A 19496-nucleotide genomic window follows, 5' to 3' on the forward strand; every position below is an offset into this window, starting at 1 on the left:
ACCCCGGCCGAAGCCGGGGTTTTCAAGAATTGGCGTCCCCACGGGGATTCGAACCCCGGTCGCCACCGTGAAAGGGTGATGTCCTAGGCCTCTAGACGATGGGGACGCACGAAAACTTCAAGTTGTAGATCCTTCGACGGCCTAATGTCGAAGTGGTGGAGCCAAGCGGGATCGAACCGCTGACCTCCTGCATGCCATGCAGGCGCTCTCCCAGCTGAGCTATGGCCCCATGAAACTCTGGATATCTGCCAGGAGCAGAGTCCGTTTTGAAACTGGCGTCCCCACGGGGATTCGAACCCCGGTCGCCACCGTGAAAGGGTGATGTCCTAGGCCTCTAGACGATGGGGACGCACGAAAAACTTCAAGTTGTAGAACTTTCGACGGCCTAATGTCGAAAGTGGTGGAGCCAAGCGGGATCGAACCGCTGACCTCCTGCATGCCATGCAGGCGCTCTCCCAGCTGAGCTATGGCCCCGTGTTACCGAGCCGCCTATCATACCTGCGTGTTCACGTTTGTGGAAGCTTTTTTCGAACTTTTTTTCGTCCCGGTTCAACCTTTGCCACCAAGGGCAGGGGAACCGCAACGCCACAACCTGAATGCCGGTAGGCGGTGAACAAAAAAGACCCGGTTATCGGCCGGGTCCTCGTTGTTCGTGATGAGTGGCGTCCCCACGGGGATTCGAACCCCGGTCGCCACCGTGAAAGGGTGATGTCCTAGGCCTCTAGACGATGGGGACGCAATTCTCATCAATGTTCTTTAGCGACCTTTCGACGGCCTAATGCCGAAAGATTGGTGGAGCCAAGCGGGATCGAACCGCTGACCTCCTGCATGCCATGCAGGCGCTCTCCCAGCTGAGCTATGGCCCCACGTCGCTGAGGAGCGAAATAATAGCCTTGCCCCAGAGGGTTGGCAAGCATTTGTTGCACTTTTCTTCACGCGCGTTGCGAAGGGAACGACGATCACACGTACTCAGTCGGCGCCGTCGGTCAGCGCCGCCAGGATTGGGCACTGATCCAGTGTGCCGTGGCCGGGGCAGGCGTCGACCAGCTGCGAAAGTGCGGTGTGCATGCGTTGCAGCTCCGTCATTCGCTGTGAGATGTCCTGCAGGCGTGCCTGCGCGGTATCGCGCACGCTGGCCATGTCCTGTGAGTGGTGATCGCTCAGTGCGAGCAGATCGCCGATCTCTTCCAGGCTGAAGCCCAGTGCCTTGGCGCGGCGGATGAATCGCAGCCGGCGCAGGTCCTGCTCGCCGAAGATGCGGTAACCGCCCGCCGAGCGGGCAGCGGTCGGCAGCAGCTGCTGCCGTTCGTAGTAGCGCACCGTATCGATCGGCACGCCCGCCTGGCGGGCCAGTTGTCCAATGTTCATGGCGGATTCCTGCGGATGCTGCCGGTCATTTTGAAGGATGGAGTCTGGTCGAGAGTCAAGGCTGGGTCCGGGTGCGCGCATTCAGGGCACTTTGCAACTTTCTTCATAGCCCCGCCGCTGGCCCAGTTCCTACCCTTCGCCTGAACCGGCCGTTCGATGGCCTGCAACGAAGCGAGGAGGGGCTGTGGAAGGATTCAGGAACGAAGGATTCGTCGAGATCGCGGTGGTCGAGTACCCCGGAGGTGATCCGTCCGCCGCCTCCGTTCTGGCCGAAATGGCGCACGTTGCCAATCGCCTGGCCCAGCAGCAGCGTCGGCCGTTCAAGCGGGTGCTGGTCACCCGCTGGATCGTGCCGGCCAGCCAGACCGGTGTGCATCGTATTGCCGGTGCGGAAATGCTTGATGCGGCCATTCCGGCCGTGATTGCGGTTCCCGGCCAGATCAGTGCCGGCGCGTGCCTGCGCGCGGACGAGGTCCTGCTGGACTGGCTGCGCGCACACTACGACGGCGGCAGCCTGCTGGCCGCTGCCAGTGATGGCGTCAGCGTGCTCGCACGGGCAGGGTTGCTGGCGGGACGCACGGTCAGTGGCCCCGATCTGGGGCGCCATCCAGGCCTGCTGGCGCAGGCAGCGAGCTGGGTGCCGAGCGAGCGGGCACTGGTGGATGACGGCGACCTGCTGACGGTCGGTGGGGTCCAGGCCTGGCGCTTCCTGGGGCTGCGCCTGCTGTACCGGCTGCATGGGCAGGGCGTGGCCAGCGCGGTCGCGCAGCAACTGGGCATCACCGTGCCCGCCACGATCCAGCAGGATCTTGAACGCTTCAGTGCCAACTTCGCACATGGCGATCGTGATGTGTTGAAGGCGCAGCGCTGGCTGCACACCACGGCCGCACGCGGCGCCACGCTTGCCGCGATCTGCGAGGTTTCCGGGCTGGAGCCGCGCACGCTGCAGCGGCGGTTCCTCAAGGCCACCGGCCTGCGGCCGATCGAATACTGCCAACGGCTGCGCATCGCCAAGGCCCAGACCCTGTTGCAGCAGGGAGCAGGCATCGACGAGGTGGCCTGGGGCGTCGGCTACGCTGACCAGAGTGCTTTCCGCAGGTTGTTTCTACGCATCGTGGGCATGACGCCAGCCAACTATCGGCGTCACGTCAACAGCAAGCGCCGCGAGCGGCCGTTGATGCCATCGGTGGCGGGCAGCCTGCGTGGGCTGCAATCGCCGTCGGTGATGCAACACGGGCGAAGCGCGGCCTGACGGCGCCAACATCGTCGCGCTTGCAACCGGGGCGCGACACTTCGACCATGCAGTCAGTGGACGATTGAACAGGTGGTTTGATGTCGAGCGTTGGGCCGGTGCCGATGCCGGTGGTGTTGATTCTCGCGTGCGTTTTGCTGGCGATGGCTGTGGCTCGCCTGTGGTCACGCAGGAAGGACGGCATGCCGCTGCCTTCTGCACCCAGCATGGTTCTGGACATGTTGCTGGTCGGCCTGCTGTGCGGCCGCATCAGCTTCGTAGCCTTGAACTTCACGCTGTACCGCGAGGCGCCGTGGGGCATTCTGCAGATTGCCGATGGCGGTTATCACCTGGTGATCGTCCTGGTTGCGGGATTGGCATGGGGGCTGTGGCGACTACGCCCGTGGCGGGCGTTACGCATGCCCGTGCTGGGCGCGTCGTTGGCGGGGGTGCTGCTGTGGGCGGGTGGCAGCCAACTGCTGTCCGCATGGCAGGCGCGGCAGATGCCCCTGCCAGCAGTGCAGGTTGCTGACCTGGAGGGGGGCAGGGTTGATCTGCAGCAGTTCCGTGGCAAGCCACTGGTGTTGAACCTCTGGGCCAGCTGGTGTGGTCCCTGCCGACGCGAGATGCCGGTATTGGCAGCCGCGCAGGAGGCGCATGCGGAGGTGCAGTTCGTGTTCCTCAATCAGGGTGAAACCCTCGACGAGGTCCAGGGTTTTGTTGCGCGCGAACGCCTTATGCTGGACAACGTATTGCTGGACGGCGACGCTGCGGCTTCTACGGCGCTGGGCGTGCAGGCCTATCCCTCGACCCTGTTCTTCGACGCGGAAGGGCGCCTGCGAGAGCTGCACCTCGGCGAACTGACGGCAGCCGGTCTTGAACACAAACTGCGTCGGCTGCGGTAGCCTGCGCGGGCATCTCACTACGGAGTTCCCATGTTGTCGACTTCCCTGCGCGCCGCCCCCGCGGTGCTGTTGCTGCCGGTCCTGCTGGCATTGGCCGCCTGCAGCCAGGCACAGACGCCGCCGGGCAAGAGCGCTGCGCCACCGGCCGCGAGCGCCGCAGCTGCTGCCAACAAGGGCGACCGCCCTGCGGTGCTGAAGGGCATCGAGAAGCACGGTTTCGAGGTCGTTGCCGAGTTCGATGCCCCCGAAGGCCTGCGGGGCTTCGCTGGCGTGGTCGGTGGCCAGCAGCCGGCGGCGGCCTATGTCACTGCCGATGGCAAGCACGTACTGGTCGGCAGTCTGTTCGACGCGGAAGGCAATGATGTAGCCGCAGAGGCGGTTGAGAAGCTGGTCGCCTCGCCGATGTCCGCCAGGATGTGGAGCAAGCTGGAAGCCAGCGCGTGGGTGCCTGACGGCAAGGCCGATGCGCCACGCGTGGTCTACACCTTCAGCGATGCCAATTGCCCTTACTGCCACAAATTCTGGGAGGCGGCGCGTCCGTGGGTGGATGCAGGCAAGGTACAACTGCGCCACATCATGGTCGGCGTCATCCGTGAGGACAGTCCGGCCAAGGCGGCAGCGATCCTCTCCGCGCGTGACCCGAGCGCGGCCCTGCTTCAGAACGAGCACCAGTTCGACCGTGGCGGCATCAAGGCCCTGCCGAGCATCAGCCGCGACATCGCGGGCAAGCTCGACGCCAACCAGGTGCTGATGGTCGAGATGGGGTTCCAGGGCACGCCGGGTATCCTGTTCCAGGATGCGCAGGGCCAGGTGCAGCGCCGCGCCGGTCTGCCGCAGGGGGATGACCTGCAGACGGTGCTCGGCCCGCGCTGATCTGAGCCTGCATCATGATGTCGACCACAGGCCCGCATGGTGACGTGCGGGCCTGTTGCGTTCCAAGCCCCAGGCGAACACAACTGCTTGCGCATGGGCTGTTCGTCGTCACGGCTGAATCGTGACTGAGATCAAACATCACGCCTTGATTCCAATCAAGGCCAAAAACGACAGGCGGACTAGCCTGTGACGCATGGAATACAGCGTCAACGCGCCATGGATGCCGCGCCGCGGCTGCCCGGATGCGGGCAGGTCGGCACAGCCATTCACGACACTCTCACTCCCTGATTGTTACCCAGACTGCTGCGGTCGCCATCTCTCTGGCTGCGCGGCCTTGATGGAAGCGACATGGATAGAGGCAGGGCAGTGTCATTGTCCTGTTGTCTGCCGCGTGCAGGCTGACTGGTGTCGTCGACGCAGTACCCGCATTTCCAGCAACGGCAACGCGAGGCCAGGGCGGCGCATGCGTGCGCTCCGGAACCGTGATGCGAGTGTTCGTCCGGGGAGGATGCAATGCGTATGGCGGTACTGAATCTGGCATGTCTCGGGGCACTGGCGGTCATGCCGGCGTACGCGCAACAGGGTGATGCGCAGGATGCGCAGGCACTGCGGCGTGAGATTGCCGCCATGCGCCAGGCGCTGGAAGGCATGCAGCAGCGGTTGGATCGGCTGGAGCAGCGGGATCATGCGCCTGTCCAGGCGCAGCCGCAGGCACAGGCGAAGCCCGGAGCGTTATCTTTCGCCCCCACAGCGGCCACGACGGGGGTGATCCATCCCACCCAGGTGCCGGGTGTCGCCCAGCCCGTATTGCCACAACGCGATTCGGTCGCCGATCCATCCACGGCGGCATCGCGTCCGGACAGTGCCGCGGGCCCGACCGATCCCGATCTGAAGGGGTTCTTTGCCATTCCCGGCACTGATACGGTGATCCGCATCGGCGGCTATGCCAAGTTGGATGCCATCGCGGATTCCCGCGCAGCCGGTGACGAGGACCAGTTCATTCCTTCGTCGATGCCGGTCGGTGGCAGCCACCGTGACGTGTCCAACTTCAACATCCACGCCAAGCAGACCCGCTTCAGTTTCGAGGCGCGGCGCCCGACCACGCACGGCAACCTCCGCTTCTACCTGGAAAACGACTTCTTCGGCAGCAGCGATGGCTACGAATTCCGGCTGCGTCACGCCTATGGCCAGCTCGGCAACACCTATGCCGGCTATGGCTATTCCAGTTTCATGGATCCGGACAGCCTGCCCGACACGCTGGATTTCGCTGGTCCAGGCGGCGCGGGCTATCTGCTGGTGGCCGGCATCCACCATAGCTTTGCGCTGGGCAAGGGCAACACCCTGACCGTCGCCGCCGAAGATCCGAAGACCGAACTTGCCGGTGCCAGCGAAGAGCGCGCTGCAGTGAACCGTCTGCCGGACGTGACCGTCACTGCGCGCATGGAACGCGACTGGGGCCACCTGCAACTGGGCGCAGTGGCACGCAGCCTGGCATACGACGGTGACAACGAGCGCGACCGGCGCATGGCTGGCGGCGTGCAGTTGAGCGGCTCGGCGTCGGTGGGCGAGCGCGACCTGCTGTTGTTCGGTGCGCTGGGAGGGCGCGGTCTCAGCCGCTATACCGCCGACCTGACCGGCTCCGGGCTGGACGCGGTGGTCGGTGCCGATGGCCGCCTCGACGCGTTGGACCTGCACGGCGGCTTCGTCGGCTATACCCACTACTGGTCCGAGCTGTGGCGATCGAACCTGATCTTCGGCCAGCTGACCCTGGAGCGGAATGCCGCACTGGCGGCCGATGCCTTCCGGCAGAGCCGGTACGGCGTATTCAACCTGATCTGGAGCCCCGCGCCGTCGTGGACGATGGGCATGGAGCTGCTGTACGGCCGCCTGGAACAGCAGGGCGGCGCACGCGGCGACACGGTCCGGGTGCAGGGCAGCCTGCAATACAACTTCATCAAATAGGCGCCAGCGGTCGTAAGCCAGCGCAACCGTCCCCACGCCCGGTGCTGCCGGGCTCATGCCAGTACCGGAGATCGTCATGGCAGAAGCAAAGAAAATCGGGGTGGTCGGAGCCACCTTCCTCGTCGCCGGCAACATGATGGGCTCAGGCGTGTTCCTGCTGCCGTCCAGCCTGGCCAAGATCGGTACCGCCTCGATCTGGGGCTGGCTGATCACCACCGCCGGTGCGCTGCTGCTGGCCTTCGTGTTCGCCAAGCTGGGCAAGCTCGCCCCAAAGGCGGGCGGTCCCTATGCCTACGCGCGCGACTGGTTCGGGCCGTACATGGGCTTCCAGACCAACACCATCTACTGGTTCGCCAACTGGATCGGCAACGTCGCCATCCCGATCGCGGCGGTGGGCTATTTCAGCTATTTCTTCCCGATCCTGTCCGAGCCACTGGTGCGTTGCATCGCGGTGCTGGTGCTGGTGTGGGCACTGAGCTTTGCCAACGTGATCGGCCCGGACTTCGTCAGCCGCGTGCAGACGGTCACCACCAGCTTTGCGTTGGTGCCGATCCTGGGCATCGCCATTTTCGGCTGGTTCTTCTTCGATGCCGACATCTTCAAGGGCGCCTACAACGTGTCTGGCGAGTCGAACTTCGGTGCGATCTCGAGCGCCGCGGCACTGACCCTGTGGGCCTTCATCGGCGTCGAGTCTGCATCGGTGACTGCCGGTGTGGTCGAAAATCCGGAGAAGAACGTCGCCCGCGCGACGCTGGCCGGCGTGTTCCTGGCTGCCATCGCCTACATCGCCAGTTCGTCGGTGATCATGGGCATGGTGCCGAACGCGGAACTGCAGGTGTCCGACGCACCGTTCGCGTTGGCCGCGGCCAAGGCCGTCGGTGGCTGGGGCGGTGCACTGGTCAGCCTGTGCGCGTTCATCGGCGCGGCCGGTTCGCTGGGTGGCTGGATCCTGCTGACCGCGCAGAGTGCCAAGGCGGCCTCCGATGATGGCCTGTTCCCGAGCATCTTCAGCAAGACCAACAAGGACGACGTGCCGGTCAAGGGCGTGCTGATCGTGGCCGTGCTGATGACCCTGGCAGTGCTGGTCACCTCCACCTCGGAAACCGCATCGGCCCAGTTCGACGTGATCACGTCGGCGGCGGTGGTGCTGACCCTGCTGCCCTACATCTACTCGTGCGTGGCCTGCTACTTCGTGGTCGAGCGCTCGCACACCCTGGTCCACACCGGTGCGTTCTGGACGCTCACCAGCCTGACCGTCGTGTACTGCCTGTGGGCGATCTACGGCTCGTCGGGAACCATCGTGCAGTACGCCTTCCTGTTCGTGCTGTTCATCACCGTGTTCTATCCCTTCTTCAGCGAGGAGCGCCGCCAGCAGCGGCAGCGCGCCCGCGAGGCATCGGCCATCAGCGCCGGCGCCCGGCATTCCTGAGTTCGACAAGGAGAATCGACGTGTACTTCAAGTCCCTGGACTATCCGGTCATTGTCATCGACAACGACTACGAGTCGCCGCGCATCGGCGGCATCCTGATCCGTGCGCTGGTGGAAGAGCTGCGCAGCAATGACCAGCGCGTGCTGTGCGGGCTGAACCTGGATGATGCCCGGGCCGGCGCCCGCACCTACGTGGCGGCCTCGGCGGTGCTGATCTCGATCGACGGCAGTGAAGAGGTGGATGGCGAGTTCCAGCGCCTGACCGCTTTCCTGCGCGAGCAGAGCGCGCGCCGCGCCAACCTGCCGGTGTTCCTGTACGGCGAGCGCCGCACCATCGAGAAGGTGCCGAGCAAGCTGCTCAAATACATCCACGGCTTCATCTTCCTGTTCGAAGACACCAAGAGCTTCATCTCGCGGCAGGTGATGCGCGCGGCCGAAGACTACATGAAGAACCTGCTGCCCCCGTTCTTCAAGGCGTTGATCCACCATGCGGCCGAGTCGAACTACTCCTGGCACACGCCGGGCCATGCCGGCGGTGTGGCGTTCACCAAGTCACCGGTGGGCCGTGCATTCCACCAGTTCTACGGTGAGAACACCCTGCGCAGCGATCTGTCGATCTCGGTGCCGGAGCTGGGCTCACTGCTGGATCACACCGGCCCGATCAAGGATGCCGAGGAAGAGGCGGCGCGCAACTTCGGTGCCGACCATACCTTCTTCGTCACCAATGGCACCTCCACCGCCAACAAGATCGTCTGGCATGGCACGGTGGCGCGCGGCGACGTGGTGTTCGTCGACCGCAACTGCCACAAGTCGCTGCTGCATGCGTTGATCATGACCGGCGCGGTACCGGTGTACTTCACCCCCAGCCGCAATGCACACGGCATCATTGGCCCGATCAGCCTGGATCAGTTCACGCCGGAATCGTTGCAGCAGCGCATCGCCGCCAATCCGCTGGCCAGCAAGGCCTATCAGGCTGGCTCCAAGCCGCGCATCGCGGTGGTGACCAACTCGACCTACGACGGCCTGTGCTACAACGCCGAGAAGATTGCCGACGAAATCGGCAGCGCGGTCGACTTCCTGCATTTCGACGAAGCCTGGTACGCCTACGCCGCGTTCCATCCTTTCTACGAGAACCACTACGGCATGGCCAAGGGCAAGCCGCGTGAGCAGGATGCGATCATCTTCACCACGCATTCCACCCACAAGCTGCTGGCGGCGTTCTCGCAGGCGTCGATGATCCACGTGCGCAACTCGGCGCAACGGAACCTGGATGCCGAGCGCTTCAACGAGTCGTTCATGATGCATACCTCGACCAGCCCGCATTACGGGGTGATCGCGGCCTGTGACGTGGCCTCGAAGATGATGGAAGGCGATGCCGGCCGCTCGCTGGTGCAGGAAATGCATGACGAGGCGATTGCCTTCCGCCGCGCGATGCTGCATGTCCGCGATGACCTGGGGCGCGACGACTGGTGGTTCAGCGTATGGCAGCCGACCAGGCTCGAGCGCAGTCTGGACAAGGGCGATACGCCGGCGCCGATGGTGGCCAAGCGCGAAGAGTGGTACCTGCAACCGGACGCACACTGGCACGGCTTCGAGAACCTGGTCGACGACTATGTGCTGATCGACCCGATCAAGGTGACCCTGCTGACCCCAGGCCTGGCGATGGACGGCAGCATGGGCAAGCTGGGCATCCCTGCGGCGGTGCTGAGCAAGTTCCTGTGGGGCCGCGGCATTACCGTGGAGAAGACCAACCTGTACTCGGTGCTGTTCCTGTTCTCGATGGGCATCACCAAGGGCAAGTGGAGCACCCTGGTCACCGAACTGATGGCATTCAAGGAACTGTATGACCGCAACGCGCCGCTGAGCCAGGCACTGCCCACGCTGGCGGCTGATTATCCGAACGCGTACGCCGGTTGGGGCCTGCGCGACCTGTGCGACGCGCTTCATTCGTTCAACCAGGAATTCGCCGTGGCCAAGGTGATGCGCGAGATGTACGTGGATCTGCCGACACCGGTGATGACCCCGGCCGACGCCTACAACCACCTGGTGAAGGGCGAGATCGAGCGGGTCGATATCGAGCAGATCAGTGGCCGTATTGCGGCGACCATGCTGGTTCCGTACCCGCCGGGCATCCCGACCATCATGCCGGGCGAGCGCTTTGGCGACAGCGATGAGCCGATCATCCAGTCGCTGCGCATCGCCCGTGAGCAGAATGCCCGCTTCCCCGGCTTCGAGTCGGACGTGCACGGGCTCATCATCGAGCACGACGGCGATGTGACCTCGTACAAGGTGGAGGTACTGAAGGCCTGACCGGCGACGGTCGGCCCTTCGGCGAACGATGGATACCGCGCGCGAGCAACGCATCCTGAAGTTCTCGATCGGGGTCACCATCGCGGTCAGCGTGGTCGGCTTCAGCGGTGGCCTGCTGGTGGGATCGCAGGCCATCCTGTTCGACGGCGTGTACAGCCTCGTCGACGTTGCGTTGACCTTGGTGTCGCTGTCGGTACTGCGGCTGGTGGCGCGGGAACAGAGCCCGCGCTTCCAGTACGGCTACTGGCACCTGGAACCGATGGTCGAGGCACTGGGCGGGGTGATCCTGTCGCTGGCCTGCGTGTATGCGCTGGCCAACGCCGTGATCGGCTTGACCACGGGCGGGCACGAGGTGAAGTTAGGGCCCGCGCTGTGGTGGGCGGCATTGCTGAGTGCCAGCAACCTGGCGATGGCGGCGTTCGTCGCCCAGCGGGCGCGGCGCCTGCGCTCGGCGCTGTTGTGGCTGGATGTACGGGGCTGGCTGCTGGGTGGGTTGATGAGCCTGGCGGTAGTGCTGGCCTTCATACTGGCCCTGGTCCTGCATGGCGGTGAGTGGCACCACTGGGTGCCGTATCTGGATTCGATCGTGCTGGCGTTGATCAGCTTGGCGGTATTGCCGGTCCCGGCGCGCAGCGCGTGGAAGGCCATGCGTGAAGTGCTGCAGGTTGCGCCGGACGATCTGGACCGGCGCGTGCAGCAGGTGATGCAGGCGTTCGTGGCCGAGCGTGGCTACCTCGGTTTCACCAGCCACGTGGCGAAGATGGGGCGGATGCGCTTCATCGAGATCCATGTGCTGGCTGATCCGGCCACGCCGCTCGGCTCAGTGGGGGAGGTCGATGCGATGCGCGACGAGATCGCCGTGCGGCTGGATGCGCGGGGCAGCACGTTCTGGCTGACCATCGATTTCACTGCCGATCCGGCGTGGACGTGAGCCGGGATCTACACGTGGGCGCGATCGTTGCGCGTGGCGGACCGGTCTGTTGCACCGGATCTGTTTGACCTGAACCAATGTTGAGGTCGCAGACTGCCTCGCATCCCCCACGAGGCGCGCGGCATGAACCTGTTGACCACCCCGGGCCTCGGCCATGGCCTGCTGGAACTGTTCAATCCTGCGGGGCTTTACGATCCTTCGGCCAACGGCTACTCGCACGTGGCGGTGGTGCGCCTGCCCGCGCGGGTGATCCATATTGCCGGGCAGGGCGGTGAGGATGCCAATGGCCATCTCTCCCCCGGTTTCGAGGAACAGGTCGGGCAAGCGCTGGACAACCTGGAGATCGCGCTGCGGTCGGCGCAGGCAAGCTTGGCCGATGTCGCACGGTTGCGCATCCTGGTGGTGGACCACGACGAAGACCGGCTGGGCATCATCGCCCATCAGGTGCGGCGGCGCTGGCCGAACCGCTCGGCGCCCACCTGCACGCTGATCCCGGTGCCGCGGCTGGCGCTGGACGGCATGCTGTTCGAGATCGAGGCGGAGGCTTATGCCGCCTAGCGCAGGTAGTACTCCACCGGCACCACCAGCTCCTGCGGTGCCTTCAGTTCATCGGGAATGGGCGGCAGCGGCTGCGCGCGACGGAAGGTCTGCAGCGCGGCGTCATCGAGCATCGGCTGGCCACTGGACTGCTCCAGCCGCAGCGCCAGCAGGCGACCTTCGCGGTCGATGCTGGCCCTGACCCACGCAGTGCCCTGCTGCCGGCGCGAGCGCGCGGCGGCAGGGTAGTAGCGGTAACGCTCCAGCCGCGCCATCAGGCGGGCTTCCCACTGGTCGCTGGCGGCGCCGGCCTGGAAGTCTGCCGGTGGCGCGTCTGGAGCGGGCGGCGCGGCCGTGATCGATGCCGGTGCGGGACTTGCATCGGTCGCGGCCGCAGGCGGGGCGACTGGCAGTGGCTGGCGGCCCGTCCCACCCGTTTCGCTGGCGGCCAGCTCTCCCTCGCGTGCCGCCGTAGGCTTGGGTGGCGGCGGCGACTTCGTGGGCTGCGAGGCGCGGGCCTGCTGCGCCTGGCTGGGGGTCTCGGCCTGGCGTTCCTCCACCGGTTGCGGCGGCGTGGCCGGTGCCAGCAGGCGCAGGCTGATGCGCACGTCCTGCTCCGGCGGCGGCAGCAATGGCGGCATCGCGACCCAGTGCACCAACAGCAGCAGTGGCAGCAGATGCAGGACGACGGTGATCGCGATCGCCTGCCAGTGTTGGCCACGCTCACTCATCGTCCAGCACCCACAGCAGATCGGCATCAGCTGCATCGACGGTTTCACCCGGTGAAGCCAATGCGATCACCAGCGCAGGCGTATCCTGTGACAGGTAGCCCGGTACCCCGGTACCGCGCAGTACATGCCAGCGACCTGCTACCAGCAGCGCTGGCGCGGGCGCATCGAGCAGCACCCGCGCCATGCGCGTATCGCGGGCCTGTTGCACGGCCAGCATCCCTTCCAGCATCGGTGCCGCGTCTGCGTGCTGGGCCAGCACCACCGCCGACAGGCGCTGGCGGGCAGCGACCACCGGGAATCGCACGCCCTCGGTCGAGGTCAGCAGCGCGTTGACCTCGGCACGCGACAGGTTTCCGCCGAACAACGGCGTGCCTGCATCGGCAGCCTCCCGTACCAGCCCGCCATACGCGGCCCACGGCCAGCGCGTATCCCAGTCCAGCAGTTCCCGCAGGCGTGCACCTTCGGCCTGGTTGCCCTTGGCCAGCCAGCGCTGCACCCGCTGCAGGCGTGGCTGGCGCTGGCTGGCGATCATTTCCAGCACCAGTGAACCTTGCGGGCGCTGCCGCTGCAGGGCCTGCAGCAGCCAGCGCTGGGCGGCGTGGTCTCCGGCGAGATCATGGCGTTCACCCAGCAACAGCCGCTGGGCGTCCGCCGCGCGTGTCACGAATGCGGCTTCGTCCAGGTGCTGGCCAGTGGCCAGGTCGATCACTGTGCCGGGCGCCGGCTGCGCGCCAGCCACCGCGGCCAGCGCGAGCAGGCATACGGGCAGCCAGCGACGGCTAGAACGCCACATTGACGCCCATCGAAACGGTGCGGCCACGGCCGTTGCCGCGGTCCAGGACTGGGCTGAAGATGCTGTCGATCGAGGCGTTGTTGTCATAGGCCCTGTTCTGCAGGTTTTCGATGTTCAGCCACAGCGTGGTGTTGGCCTGGGGCTTGAAGCTGGCGTAGAAGTCCAGCAGCACGCCGGTGCCGCCGGTCTTGCGGGTCTGGAAGAAGTCGTAGCCTTCCTCGGTCGGCCCGGAGTACTCGGCGCGCAGGCCGGCCTGCACGCGCTGCTGCCACCAGCGGCCGCCCACGTCCAGCGTCCAGTAGCGGTCGGGCAGGGAGGTGATGTCTTCCAGGTTGACGAACTCGATGGCCGGCGCACTGGTGTGCGAGCGGGTCCAGCTCAGCGTGGTGTGGTAGTGCTCGCTGGCGTAATGCGCTTCCAGTTCGATACCGCGCATGCGCACCACGCCGGGGTGGTTCATCCAGCGCGTGGTGGTGCTGAAGTCGTCCACGTCCAGTGCATCGGTCCAGGCAGTGAGTTGCGGATCGCCGTCGATCGGCACCACGAACGGTTCCACTTCCGGCGGATGCACGATCAGCAGGTACTGCGGCTTGATGTAGTCGCGGATGCGGTTGTCGAAGCGGGTGATGCGCAGCTGTGCCAGATCACCGTCGACCAGCAGCGAGTCGGTGCTGAGGTTGGCGCCGAACTGCAGGTTGCGCGAGCGCTCGCGGCGCAGGAACGGATTGGCGCCGATGCCGTCGGCGACGCTGGCGTCCTCCAGCGGGATCTTCTCGAAGAACATCTCCTGCACGCGCGGCGGCCGTGATGTGCGCGAGACCTCGGCAAACAGCTGCAGCCAGTCAGTGGCCTGCAGTGAAACCGCCAGGCTCGGGCTGAGTGCGCGCTCGCTGCGCCGCACGTCGATGTCGCCGCCATTGATCTCCGCGCACTGGCCGGGTACATCCGAGCACACCGGGATGTGGCCACGGATGCCGAAGCGGTCCTGGCGCAGGCCGGCAGTCAGCGCGTAGATGTCGTACTGCAGTTCCAGCGTGCTGAACACGCTGTCCAGCTGGCTGCGACCCTGCGGGTTGGCACCGCGCAGGATGGGCGTATCGGCCACATAGATGTCCGACTGGTGCTTGATGCCGGTGTTCCAGCGCGCCTGCAGTGCGCCGATGTCGAAGCGACTGGTGTTGTCGACGGTCCAGCTGCTCAGGCTGCTGTGGGTGCGGCGGCCGATGTAGCTTGAATCTTCCACCGGCGGATAGAACAGCCGGGTCTTGTTGCTCGCGAAGGTCGCACGCAGGTCGATCCATGGCGAATAGGGCGTGTACTGGTAGCTGGCGCGCTGGTTGCGCGCGGAAATCTGCCACGGGTAGTTGTGGTAGAAGTCGTTTTCGTAACGCATGTGGCTCAGGTCGAGCCGATGCTGGTCGCTGGGCTGCAGGCGTGCTTTCAGCAGCCAGCTGCTGGGCTGCTGGCTGCCGGGGTCGGCGCTGTTCTTCTGCCCACGCGCGGTCGCGTATTCGCTGCTGCGGCTGCTGCTGGCGGCGGCCAGCAGGCCGAACTGACGGTCGCCACCTTCTTCGCTGTGGCGCCATGCACCGGCGAAGGTGCGGCCGCTGCCATAGCCGTTGTTGCCATGGCGATAGCCGGCGCGCAGGCCCCAGTCACGGCCCTCACCCAGCAGATCGTCGATATCCAGGGTGCGGAAGTTGGCACTGCCGGCCAGCGTACCAGCGCCGTCACCGCCAGCGACCGCACCGCGCTGCACGTCCACACCGGCCAGCAGGAAGGGATCGACATAGGCGAACGGACCGCCCGAACCATGCCCGGCATTGTTGCGGAAGGTCTGGGTGACACCGTCGATCATGGTGTTGACCCGGCCGGCACCGGTCATGCCGCGGATGTTGACCTGCAGGCCCGGCTGGCTGCGCGAATGGAAGCTGTGGGTGCCGGGCATCGAGCGCAGCAGGCTGTTGCCTTCCTGGCGTTCGGCCATCGCCACGCGCTCGCTGCCGACCGAGGGCGCAAAGCCATCGCGGGTGGCCGGTACATACTGGCTGGCGCCGCCCCCCGGTGCCTGGCCGTGCGCGGTAGTGCCCTGCACCCGCAGCGGGCCGGTGCGACGGCTGCCATCGGCGCGTTCAGCCGGCGCCGGTTCCAGGGCGGCGCGGCGCGCATCGACGAAGCGCGGTCGCAGGCCGCTGCCTGCCAGCAGGCGCGACAGGGCCTGCGCATCGTCGAAGTCACCGCGCAGAGCAGGGGCCGAATGCCCGGCAGGCAGCGCCGCGCCTATCACCAGGTCGACACCGGTCAGCCGGCTGTAGGCGTCCAGCGCGGCCGCCAGCGGCTGGGCGGGCAGATCGTAGGTGCGTGTGGCGGTCTGTGCGTGGGCACTGCCGGGCAGCAGCGGAAGGGCGCTGGTGCAGGCCAGCGACAGGGCAAGGACAAGGGGGCGGGGGCACAGCATCGGGGGCTCCAGGGGCTGACGCAGAGCGTCGTCATCCTGGGTAGACGCAGCCGCAGGCCGGATGTCAGGGTCCATCACGCCGTTCCCGGCGTGGCGGCAGCCACACCTGTATCCCCGCGCCGAGGTGCAGCACGCGCACCTGCAACTGAGTGGCCAACTGGTCGCGGTTGCTGGCTGCACCGTCGGCACTGCCAAGCAGGGTGACCGGCTGCTGGCGCAGCTGCTCGCCGACGACCCACGTGTGCCCACCGTGCCAGCGGTCCAGGCCCTGCGTGACGTCGGCCAGCGGGGCCGAGGCCCAGTGCAGGCGCCGCTCGCGCCAGGCCAGTGTTCCGGGGGCGGTGGTTGTTGCATGGGCTGTTGACTGCCCATCGAAGCGCAGCTGCTCGCCGTCGTTGGCCAGCATGCTGGCGTTGCCGCTGTCCACGCGCACGCGATGCTCGGTAACGGTGACCACACTGCTGTTGCCCTGCACGGCAAGATCGAATGCGGTCCCCAGTGCAGTGACGGTGCCCTGTGGGGTATGCACCTGGAAGGGCCGGTCGGCATCGGCGGCGACCTGGAACCAGGCCTGGCCGCGCTGCAGCTGGAGCTGGCGGCGCTGCCCATCGATGCGCACCTTCACTTCGCTGCCAGGTGACAGCAGGACATGCGAACCATCCGGAAGAGTTTCCTCGCGGATCTCGCCAGCGGCCGTACGCAGTACCTGTGCCACGGGTGGCGAGGCATGGCGGCTGTAGAGACCCAGCGCGCACAGCAACAGAACCGCAATGCCGGCTTCGCGCAGGCGACGGCGTTGCCTGCGCTGCTGTTGCCGCTGCAGGCTGGGCGTCGCCGCACCGGCCTGCCACAACTCCTGCAGGTGCAGGTACTGCGCCGCATGGCGTGGATCGGCCCGGCACCATTGCTCGAACGCGTTCTCATCGCGGTCGCCGTCGTGCGCATCCAGCCACCAGCGTGCAGCTTCGCGTGCAATGGTCTCCTGGCTCATGCGCCCGGCACCTGCTGCAACGCGACCAGGGCGCGCAGCAGATGGCCGTGCGCGGTCTGCCGGCTGATCCCCAGCTGGCGCCCGATCTCGGCCAGCGCCAACTGTTCCACACGGGCCAGCAGGAACACCTGGCGCGAGCGTGGTGGCAGCGCGGCGATGATCGCGTCGAGGTGGCGCAGTTGTTCGGCGTCGAGCAGTCGCTGCTCGGGCAGCGGCGCAGGATCGGCGATGGCATTCAACTGCGTGTCATCCAGCACCTCTTCGCGACGGCGCTGGCGTTGCCGGTAGTGATCGGCGATCAGGTTGTGGGCGACGCGGTACAGGTAGGCGCGGCCATTGCTCAGCAGGCCACTGGCGGCGATTCTGACGACGCGCAGCCAGGTCTCCTGGACGACATCATCGGCGTCGCTGCGTTGCGGGAGTTTACGGCGGACATGGGCGTGCAGCGGCTGGTAGTGGGCCGCGCACAGCTGCGCGACATCCGTCGGTTCGACAGGCGTGGACACGGGGCGGGCGACAACTGGGAAAGGGAACAGCCCGCGGCGGCAAGGGCAGCGGCTGCACCTTACAGCAAAAGAGAAGCATTTGCATCCGTGAGCACAAGGCACGGCATGCGTGGCCGACTGCGAGGTCAGCGCGGACGATAATCGCAGTGGATCTGCAGGGCTTCGGTGGGGTTGTGATGCAGCTCGAAACCGCAGTGCTGGAGGCTGCGCTTCACCCGGGCGATCGCTTCGGCATGGCGGGCGGTGCGACGCTGCTGCCAGCGCGGCGGGGTGAACACGCCCAGTGGCAGCAGCCGCAGCCGCTTGCCGTGCAATACCACTGAGACATCGATATGACGGCCATCGATGTCGTGGCCGTTGGCGCCGAAGATGGCATCGACTTCATCATGGCGCTGCGGATAGCAGGCGCGGAACACCGCGATGCCGAGCCAACGCACGCCACGACGGAAGCCGCCGAGCCGGCTGTGGCTGGGTTCGAAGCCGCGCGTGACGAGCAGGCCCAGCCCGGCAGGCAGCAATGCCTGCGCGTCGAGCAAACGTTGCAGCACTTCTTCTTCCAGCTGGATGCGGGTAGAGGGCCAGCGCGGTGCGATGAGCAGTCCGTGGTGGCTGCCGCGTTGCAGGGTCAGCATGGGTGAAGCTTCGCACGCGGGCGAACAGCCGGGGTAGTGCCGGCCGCTGGCCGGCAAATCTGTTGCCCGTCGGGTGCCGGCCAGCGGCCGGCACTACCGTGACGATCGTCAGAGGTCGCGGTACTGGATCTGCGAAGCCAGTACGCGCAGGCCATCGGCATTGCTGGACAGGATGCGCTCTTCGCTGACCCCTTTCTGCCGTTTCAGCTGGAAGCCCTGATCGGCAGGCAGCTGTGCGGCGATGGCGTCCATGCGTTGCAGGGCATCGGGGCCGCTGCAGTCGAAGTGACCCCAGTGGGCACCATCGCGGTGGATCTGCAATCGGTAGTTCATTGTGGTGTCTCCGGCAGGTCCTGCAGCCAATGGTCGAACATCGCGGTGGCGGCCGCAGCCAGTGGTGCGCCATAGCGACGCGCCTGCGCGCGAAGGTCGTTGGGATCGATGCCGGCCTGGGCCAGCTCCAGCGTGTGGCCGATCAGCCAACGCTCGAACTGGCGGGCGTCCAGTTCCGGATGGCATTGCAGGGCCAGTGCGTGGCTGCCGATGGCGAATGCCTGGTGACGGCAGGCCGGCGTGCTGGCCAGGCGGCGTGCACCGGCCGGAAGTTCGAACGCTTCACCATGCCAATGCAGTACCGGAATGCCCTGCAGGGACTGCAGCGGAGAACGCTGGCCTTCATCGGTCAGCAGCAGTGGCGCAAAGCCGATTTCCTTGCCACCACTGGGAGCGACACTGGCACCGAGTGCCCGCGCCATCAGCTGTGCACCCAGGCAGATGCCGAGGGTGGGCCGCTGCCGCTGCAGCCGGCGCTGCAGCAGGGCAATGCTGTCGTTGACGAAGGGATAGGTCCCTGTGTCATTGGCACTGATGGGACCGCCCAGCACGACCAGCAGATCGGCGGTTTCGGCGCCATCGAGCACATCGACGCCGGCCTGCAGCACGTGCAGCTGCCAGCCCTGCGCCAGCAGCAACGGTTTCAGGGTGCCAAGGTCTTCAAAGGCAACGTGTTGCAGGACAACCGCGTGCTTCATGCCGGTGCTCCGCTGTTCGGCCAGTAGAAACTGTCCGGGGTGGCACGGGCACCGAAGATGGCCTGGCCGACGCGGACCACGGTGGCACCTTCCTCGATGGCCACTTCGAAATCACCGGACATGCCCATCGACAGCTGCGACAGGTCGAGGCCGGGCGGGGCGGTGCGCTGCAGCTGGTCGCGCAGTTCGCGCAGGCGCACGAAGCAGGCGCGCACGCGCTCGACATCGGGGGTGAAGATGGCCAGGGTCATCAGGCCGCGCACGTGCAGGCGATCGAACGCTGGAAGCTGCTGCACAAAGGCCTCGACGGCAGCGGGTTCCAGGCCGTACTTGCTGGGTTCGGCGGAGGTGTTGACCTGCACGAACACATCCAGCGTGCGGTCTTCCAGCTGCAGGCGCTGCTGCAGTGCTTCGGCCACGCGCAGGCTGTCCAGCGCCTGGAACTCGCTGGCAAAGCGCGCCACGTAGCGCGCCTTGTTGGTCTGCAGATGGCCGATCACCGACCAGTGCACGCCCAGGTCGGCCATCGTTTCAGCCTTGCGTTGTGCCTCCTGCACCTTGTTCTCGCCCAGTTCGTGGCAGCCTGCGGCTACCGCCATGCGGATGCGGGCGTCATCGACGGTCTTGCTGACCGGCAGCAGGCGCACGCTGGCCGGGTCCCGGCCGACGCGGGCGCAGGCATCGGCGATGCGTTGGCGCACCGTGACCAGGTTGGCGGCGATCTGTTCAACGGACTGGGCGACGGGCCAGTCGGCGGCGGCAAGGGGCATGCGGGCACCTCCAATGCAGGGCGGCCAGGGTGGGATACA

General features: G+C 66.2%; 18 protein-coding genes and 6 tRNA genes. 8 read left to right on the forward strand and 16 right to left on the reverse strand.

The window, feature by feature from the left end:
• Positions 1-30 precede the first annotated feature (30 nt).
• From AC5P9W_RS12275 to AC5P9W_RS12305, 7 genes are all read right to left on the reverse strand, one after another.
• Positions 31-106: transfer RNA gene (locus tag AC5P9W_RS12275), tRNA-Glu, on the reverse strand.
• A 47-nt stretch (positions 107-153) separates the two neighbouring features.
• Positions 154-229 (reverse strand) — tRNA-Ala (locus AC5P9W_RS12280).
• A 44-nt stretch (positions 230-273) separates the two neighbouring features.
• A tRNA-Glu gene (locus AC5P9W_RS12285) sits at positions 274-349 on the reverse strand.
• A gap of 49 nt (positions 350-398) precedes the next feature.
• Positions 399-474 (reverse strand) — tRNA-Ala (locus AC5P9W_RS12290).
• 186 nt (positions 475-660) lie between these two features.
• Positions 661-736: transfer RNA gene (locus tag AC5P9W_RS12295), tRNA-Glu, on the reverse strand.
• Positions 737-790: 54 nt separating this feature from the next.
• Positions 791-866, reverse strand: a tRNA-Ala gene (locus AC5P9W_RS12300).
• A 103-nt stretch (positions 867-969) separates the two neighbouring features.
• On the reverse strand, positions 970-1368 hold the full coding sequence (locus AC5P9W_RS12305) for a heavy metal-responsive transcriptional regulator (RefSeq protein ID WP_111099246.1): 399 nt from the start codon (positions 1366-1368) through the stop codon (positions 970-972).
• Between the two features lie 184 nt (positions 1369-1552).
• On the opposite strand from AC5P9W_RS12305, the gene AC5P9W_RS12310 reads away from it, so the two are divergent.
• From AC5P9W_RS12310 to AC5P9W_RS12345, 8 genes are all read left to right on the forward strand, one after another.
• Positions 1553-2620, forward strand: a complete 1068-nt coding sequence (locus AC5P9W_RS12310) for a GlxA family transcriptional regulator (protein ID WP_019660248.1) — start codon at positions 1553-1555, stop codon at positions 2618-2620.
• An 80-nt stretch (positions 2621-2700) separates the two neighbouring features.
• On the forward strand, positions 2701-3504 hold the full coding sequence (locus AC5P9W_RS12315) for a TlpA disulfide reductase family protein (RefSeq protein ID WP_021204509.1): 804 nt from the start codon (positions 2701-2703) through the stop codon (positions 3502-3504).
• 30 nt (positions 3505-3534) lie between these two features.
• Positions 3535-4377, forward strand: coding sequence for a thiol:disulfide interchange protein DsbG (gene dsbG / locus AC5P9W_RS12320; RefSeq protein WP_134730743.1), 843 nt, complete (start codon positions 3535-3537; stop codon positions 4375-4377).
• Between the two features lie 513 nt (positions 4378-4890).
• On the forward strand, positions 4891-6339 hold the full coding sequence (locus AC5P9W_RS12325) for a DcaP family trimeric outer membrane transporter (RefSeq protein WP_164145156.1): 1449 nt from the start codon (positions 4891-4893) through the stop codon (positions 6337-6339).
• 76 nt (positions 6340-6415) lie between these two features.
• On the forward strand, positions 6416-7768 hold the full coding sequence (gene adiC, locus AC5P9W_RS12330; RefSeq protein WP_495219279.1) for an arginine/agmatine antiporter: 1353 nt from the start codon (positions 6416-6418) through the stop codon (positions 7766-7768).
• A 20-nt stretch (positions 7769-7788) separates the two neighbouring features.
• Complete coding sequence (locus AC5P9W_RS12335; protein WP_019660243.1) at positions 7789-10077, forward strand: Orn/Lys/Arg family decarboxylase; 2289 nt, start codon at positions 7789-7791, stop codon at positions 10075-10077.
• Between the two features lie 28 nt (positions 10078-10105).
• Positions 10106-11008 carry a cation diffusion facilitator family transporter gene (locus AC5P9W_RS12340; protein ID WP_019660242.1) on the forward strand — a complete coding sequence of 301 codons (903 nt, stop codon included), beginning with the start codon at positions 10106-10108 and terminating at the stop codon, positions 11006-11008.
• A gap of 123 nt (positions 11009-11131) precedes the next feature.
• Complete coding sequence (locus AC5P9W_RS12345) at positions 11132-11566, forward strand: RidA family protein (RefSeq protein WP_019660241.1); 435 nt, start codon at positions 11132-11134, stop codon at positions 11564-11566.
• Here AC5P9W_RS12345 and AC5P9W_RS12350 read toward each other — a convergent pair.
• The 9 genes from AC5P9W_RS12350 to AC5P9W_RS12390 form a co-directional block, all read right to left on the reverse strand.
• Entirely contained in the window at positions 11563-12276 is a 714-nt protein-coding gene (locus tag AC5P9W_RS12350; protein ID WP_019660240.1) for an energy transducer TonB family protein, read from the reverse strand. The genes AC5P9W_RS12345 and AC5P9W_RS12350 overlap by 4 nt on opposite strands.
• Positions 12269-13069: a ChaN family lipoprotein gene (locus AC5P9W_RS12355; RefSeq protein WP_495219281.1), complete on the reverse strand. Its 801-nt coding sequence runs from the start codon at positions 13067-13069 to the stop codon at positions 12269-12271. Before AC5P9W_RS12355 ends, AC5P9W_RS12350 begins: the two co-directional genes overlap by 8 nt.
• Positions 13056-15527, reverse strand: a complete 2472-nt coding sequence (locus tag AC5P9W_RS12360; RefSeq protein ID WP_495219283.1) for a TonB-dependent receptor — start codon at positions 15525-15527, stop codon at positions 13056-13058. The genes AC5P9W_RS12355 and AC5P9W_RS12360 overlap by 14 nt, the downstream gene beginning before the upstream one ends.
• A gap of 64 nt (positions 15528-15591) precedes the next feature.
• Positions 15592-16518, reverse strand: a complete 927-nt coding sequence (locus tag AC5P9W_RS12365) for a FecR family protein (RefSeq protein ID WP_155029755.1) — start codon at positions 16516-16518, stop codon at positions 15592-15594.
• A complete protein-coding gene (locus AC5P9W_RS12370) occupies positions 16515-17024 on the reverse strand; it encodes an RNA polymerase sigma factor (RefSeq protein ID WP_134730729.1) in 510 nt (169 codons plus the stop codon). The genes AC5P9W_RS12365 and AC5P9W_RS12370 overlap by 4 nt, the downstream gene beginning before the upstream one ends.
• Positions 17025-17149: 125 nt before the next feature.
• Positions 17150-17656: a hypothetical protein gene (locus tag AC5P9W_RS12375; protein ID WP_021204503.1), complete on the reverse strand. Its 507-nt coding sequence runs from the start codon at positions 17654-17656 to the stop codon at positions 17150-17152.
• Between the two features lie 108 nt (positions 17657-17764).
• Positions 17765-17989, reverse strand: a complete 225-nt coding sequence (locus AC5P9W_RS12380) for a hypothetical protein (protein ID WP_459390097.1) — start codon at positions 17987-17989, stop codon at positions 17765-17767.
• Positions 17986-18687, reverse strand: a complete 702-nt coding sequence (locus tag AC5P9W_RS12385) for a glutamine amidotransferase (RefSeq protein WP_019660234.1) — start codon at positions 18685-18687, stop codon at positions 17986-17988. Before AC5P9W_RS12385 ends, AC5P9W_RS12380 begins: the two co-directional genes overlap by 4 nt.
• On the reverse strand, positions 18684-19457 hold the full coding sequence (locus AC5P9W_RS12390; RefSeq protein ID WP_155029754.1) for a YggS family pyridoxal phosphate-dependent enzyme: 774 nt from the start codon (positions 19455-19457) through the stop codon (positions 18684-18686). The genes AC5P9W_RS12385 and AC5P9W_RS12390 overlap by 4 nt, the downstream gene beginning before the upstream one ends.
• Between the last annotated feature and the right edge of the window lie 39 nt (positions 19458-19496).

This window comes from Stenotrophomonas sp. YJH_SMC_33 (genome assembly GCF_059372295.1).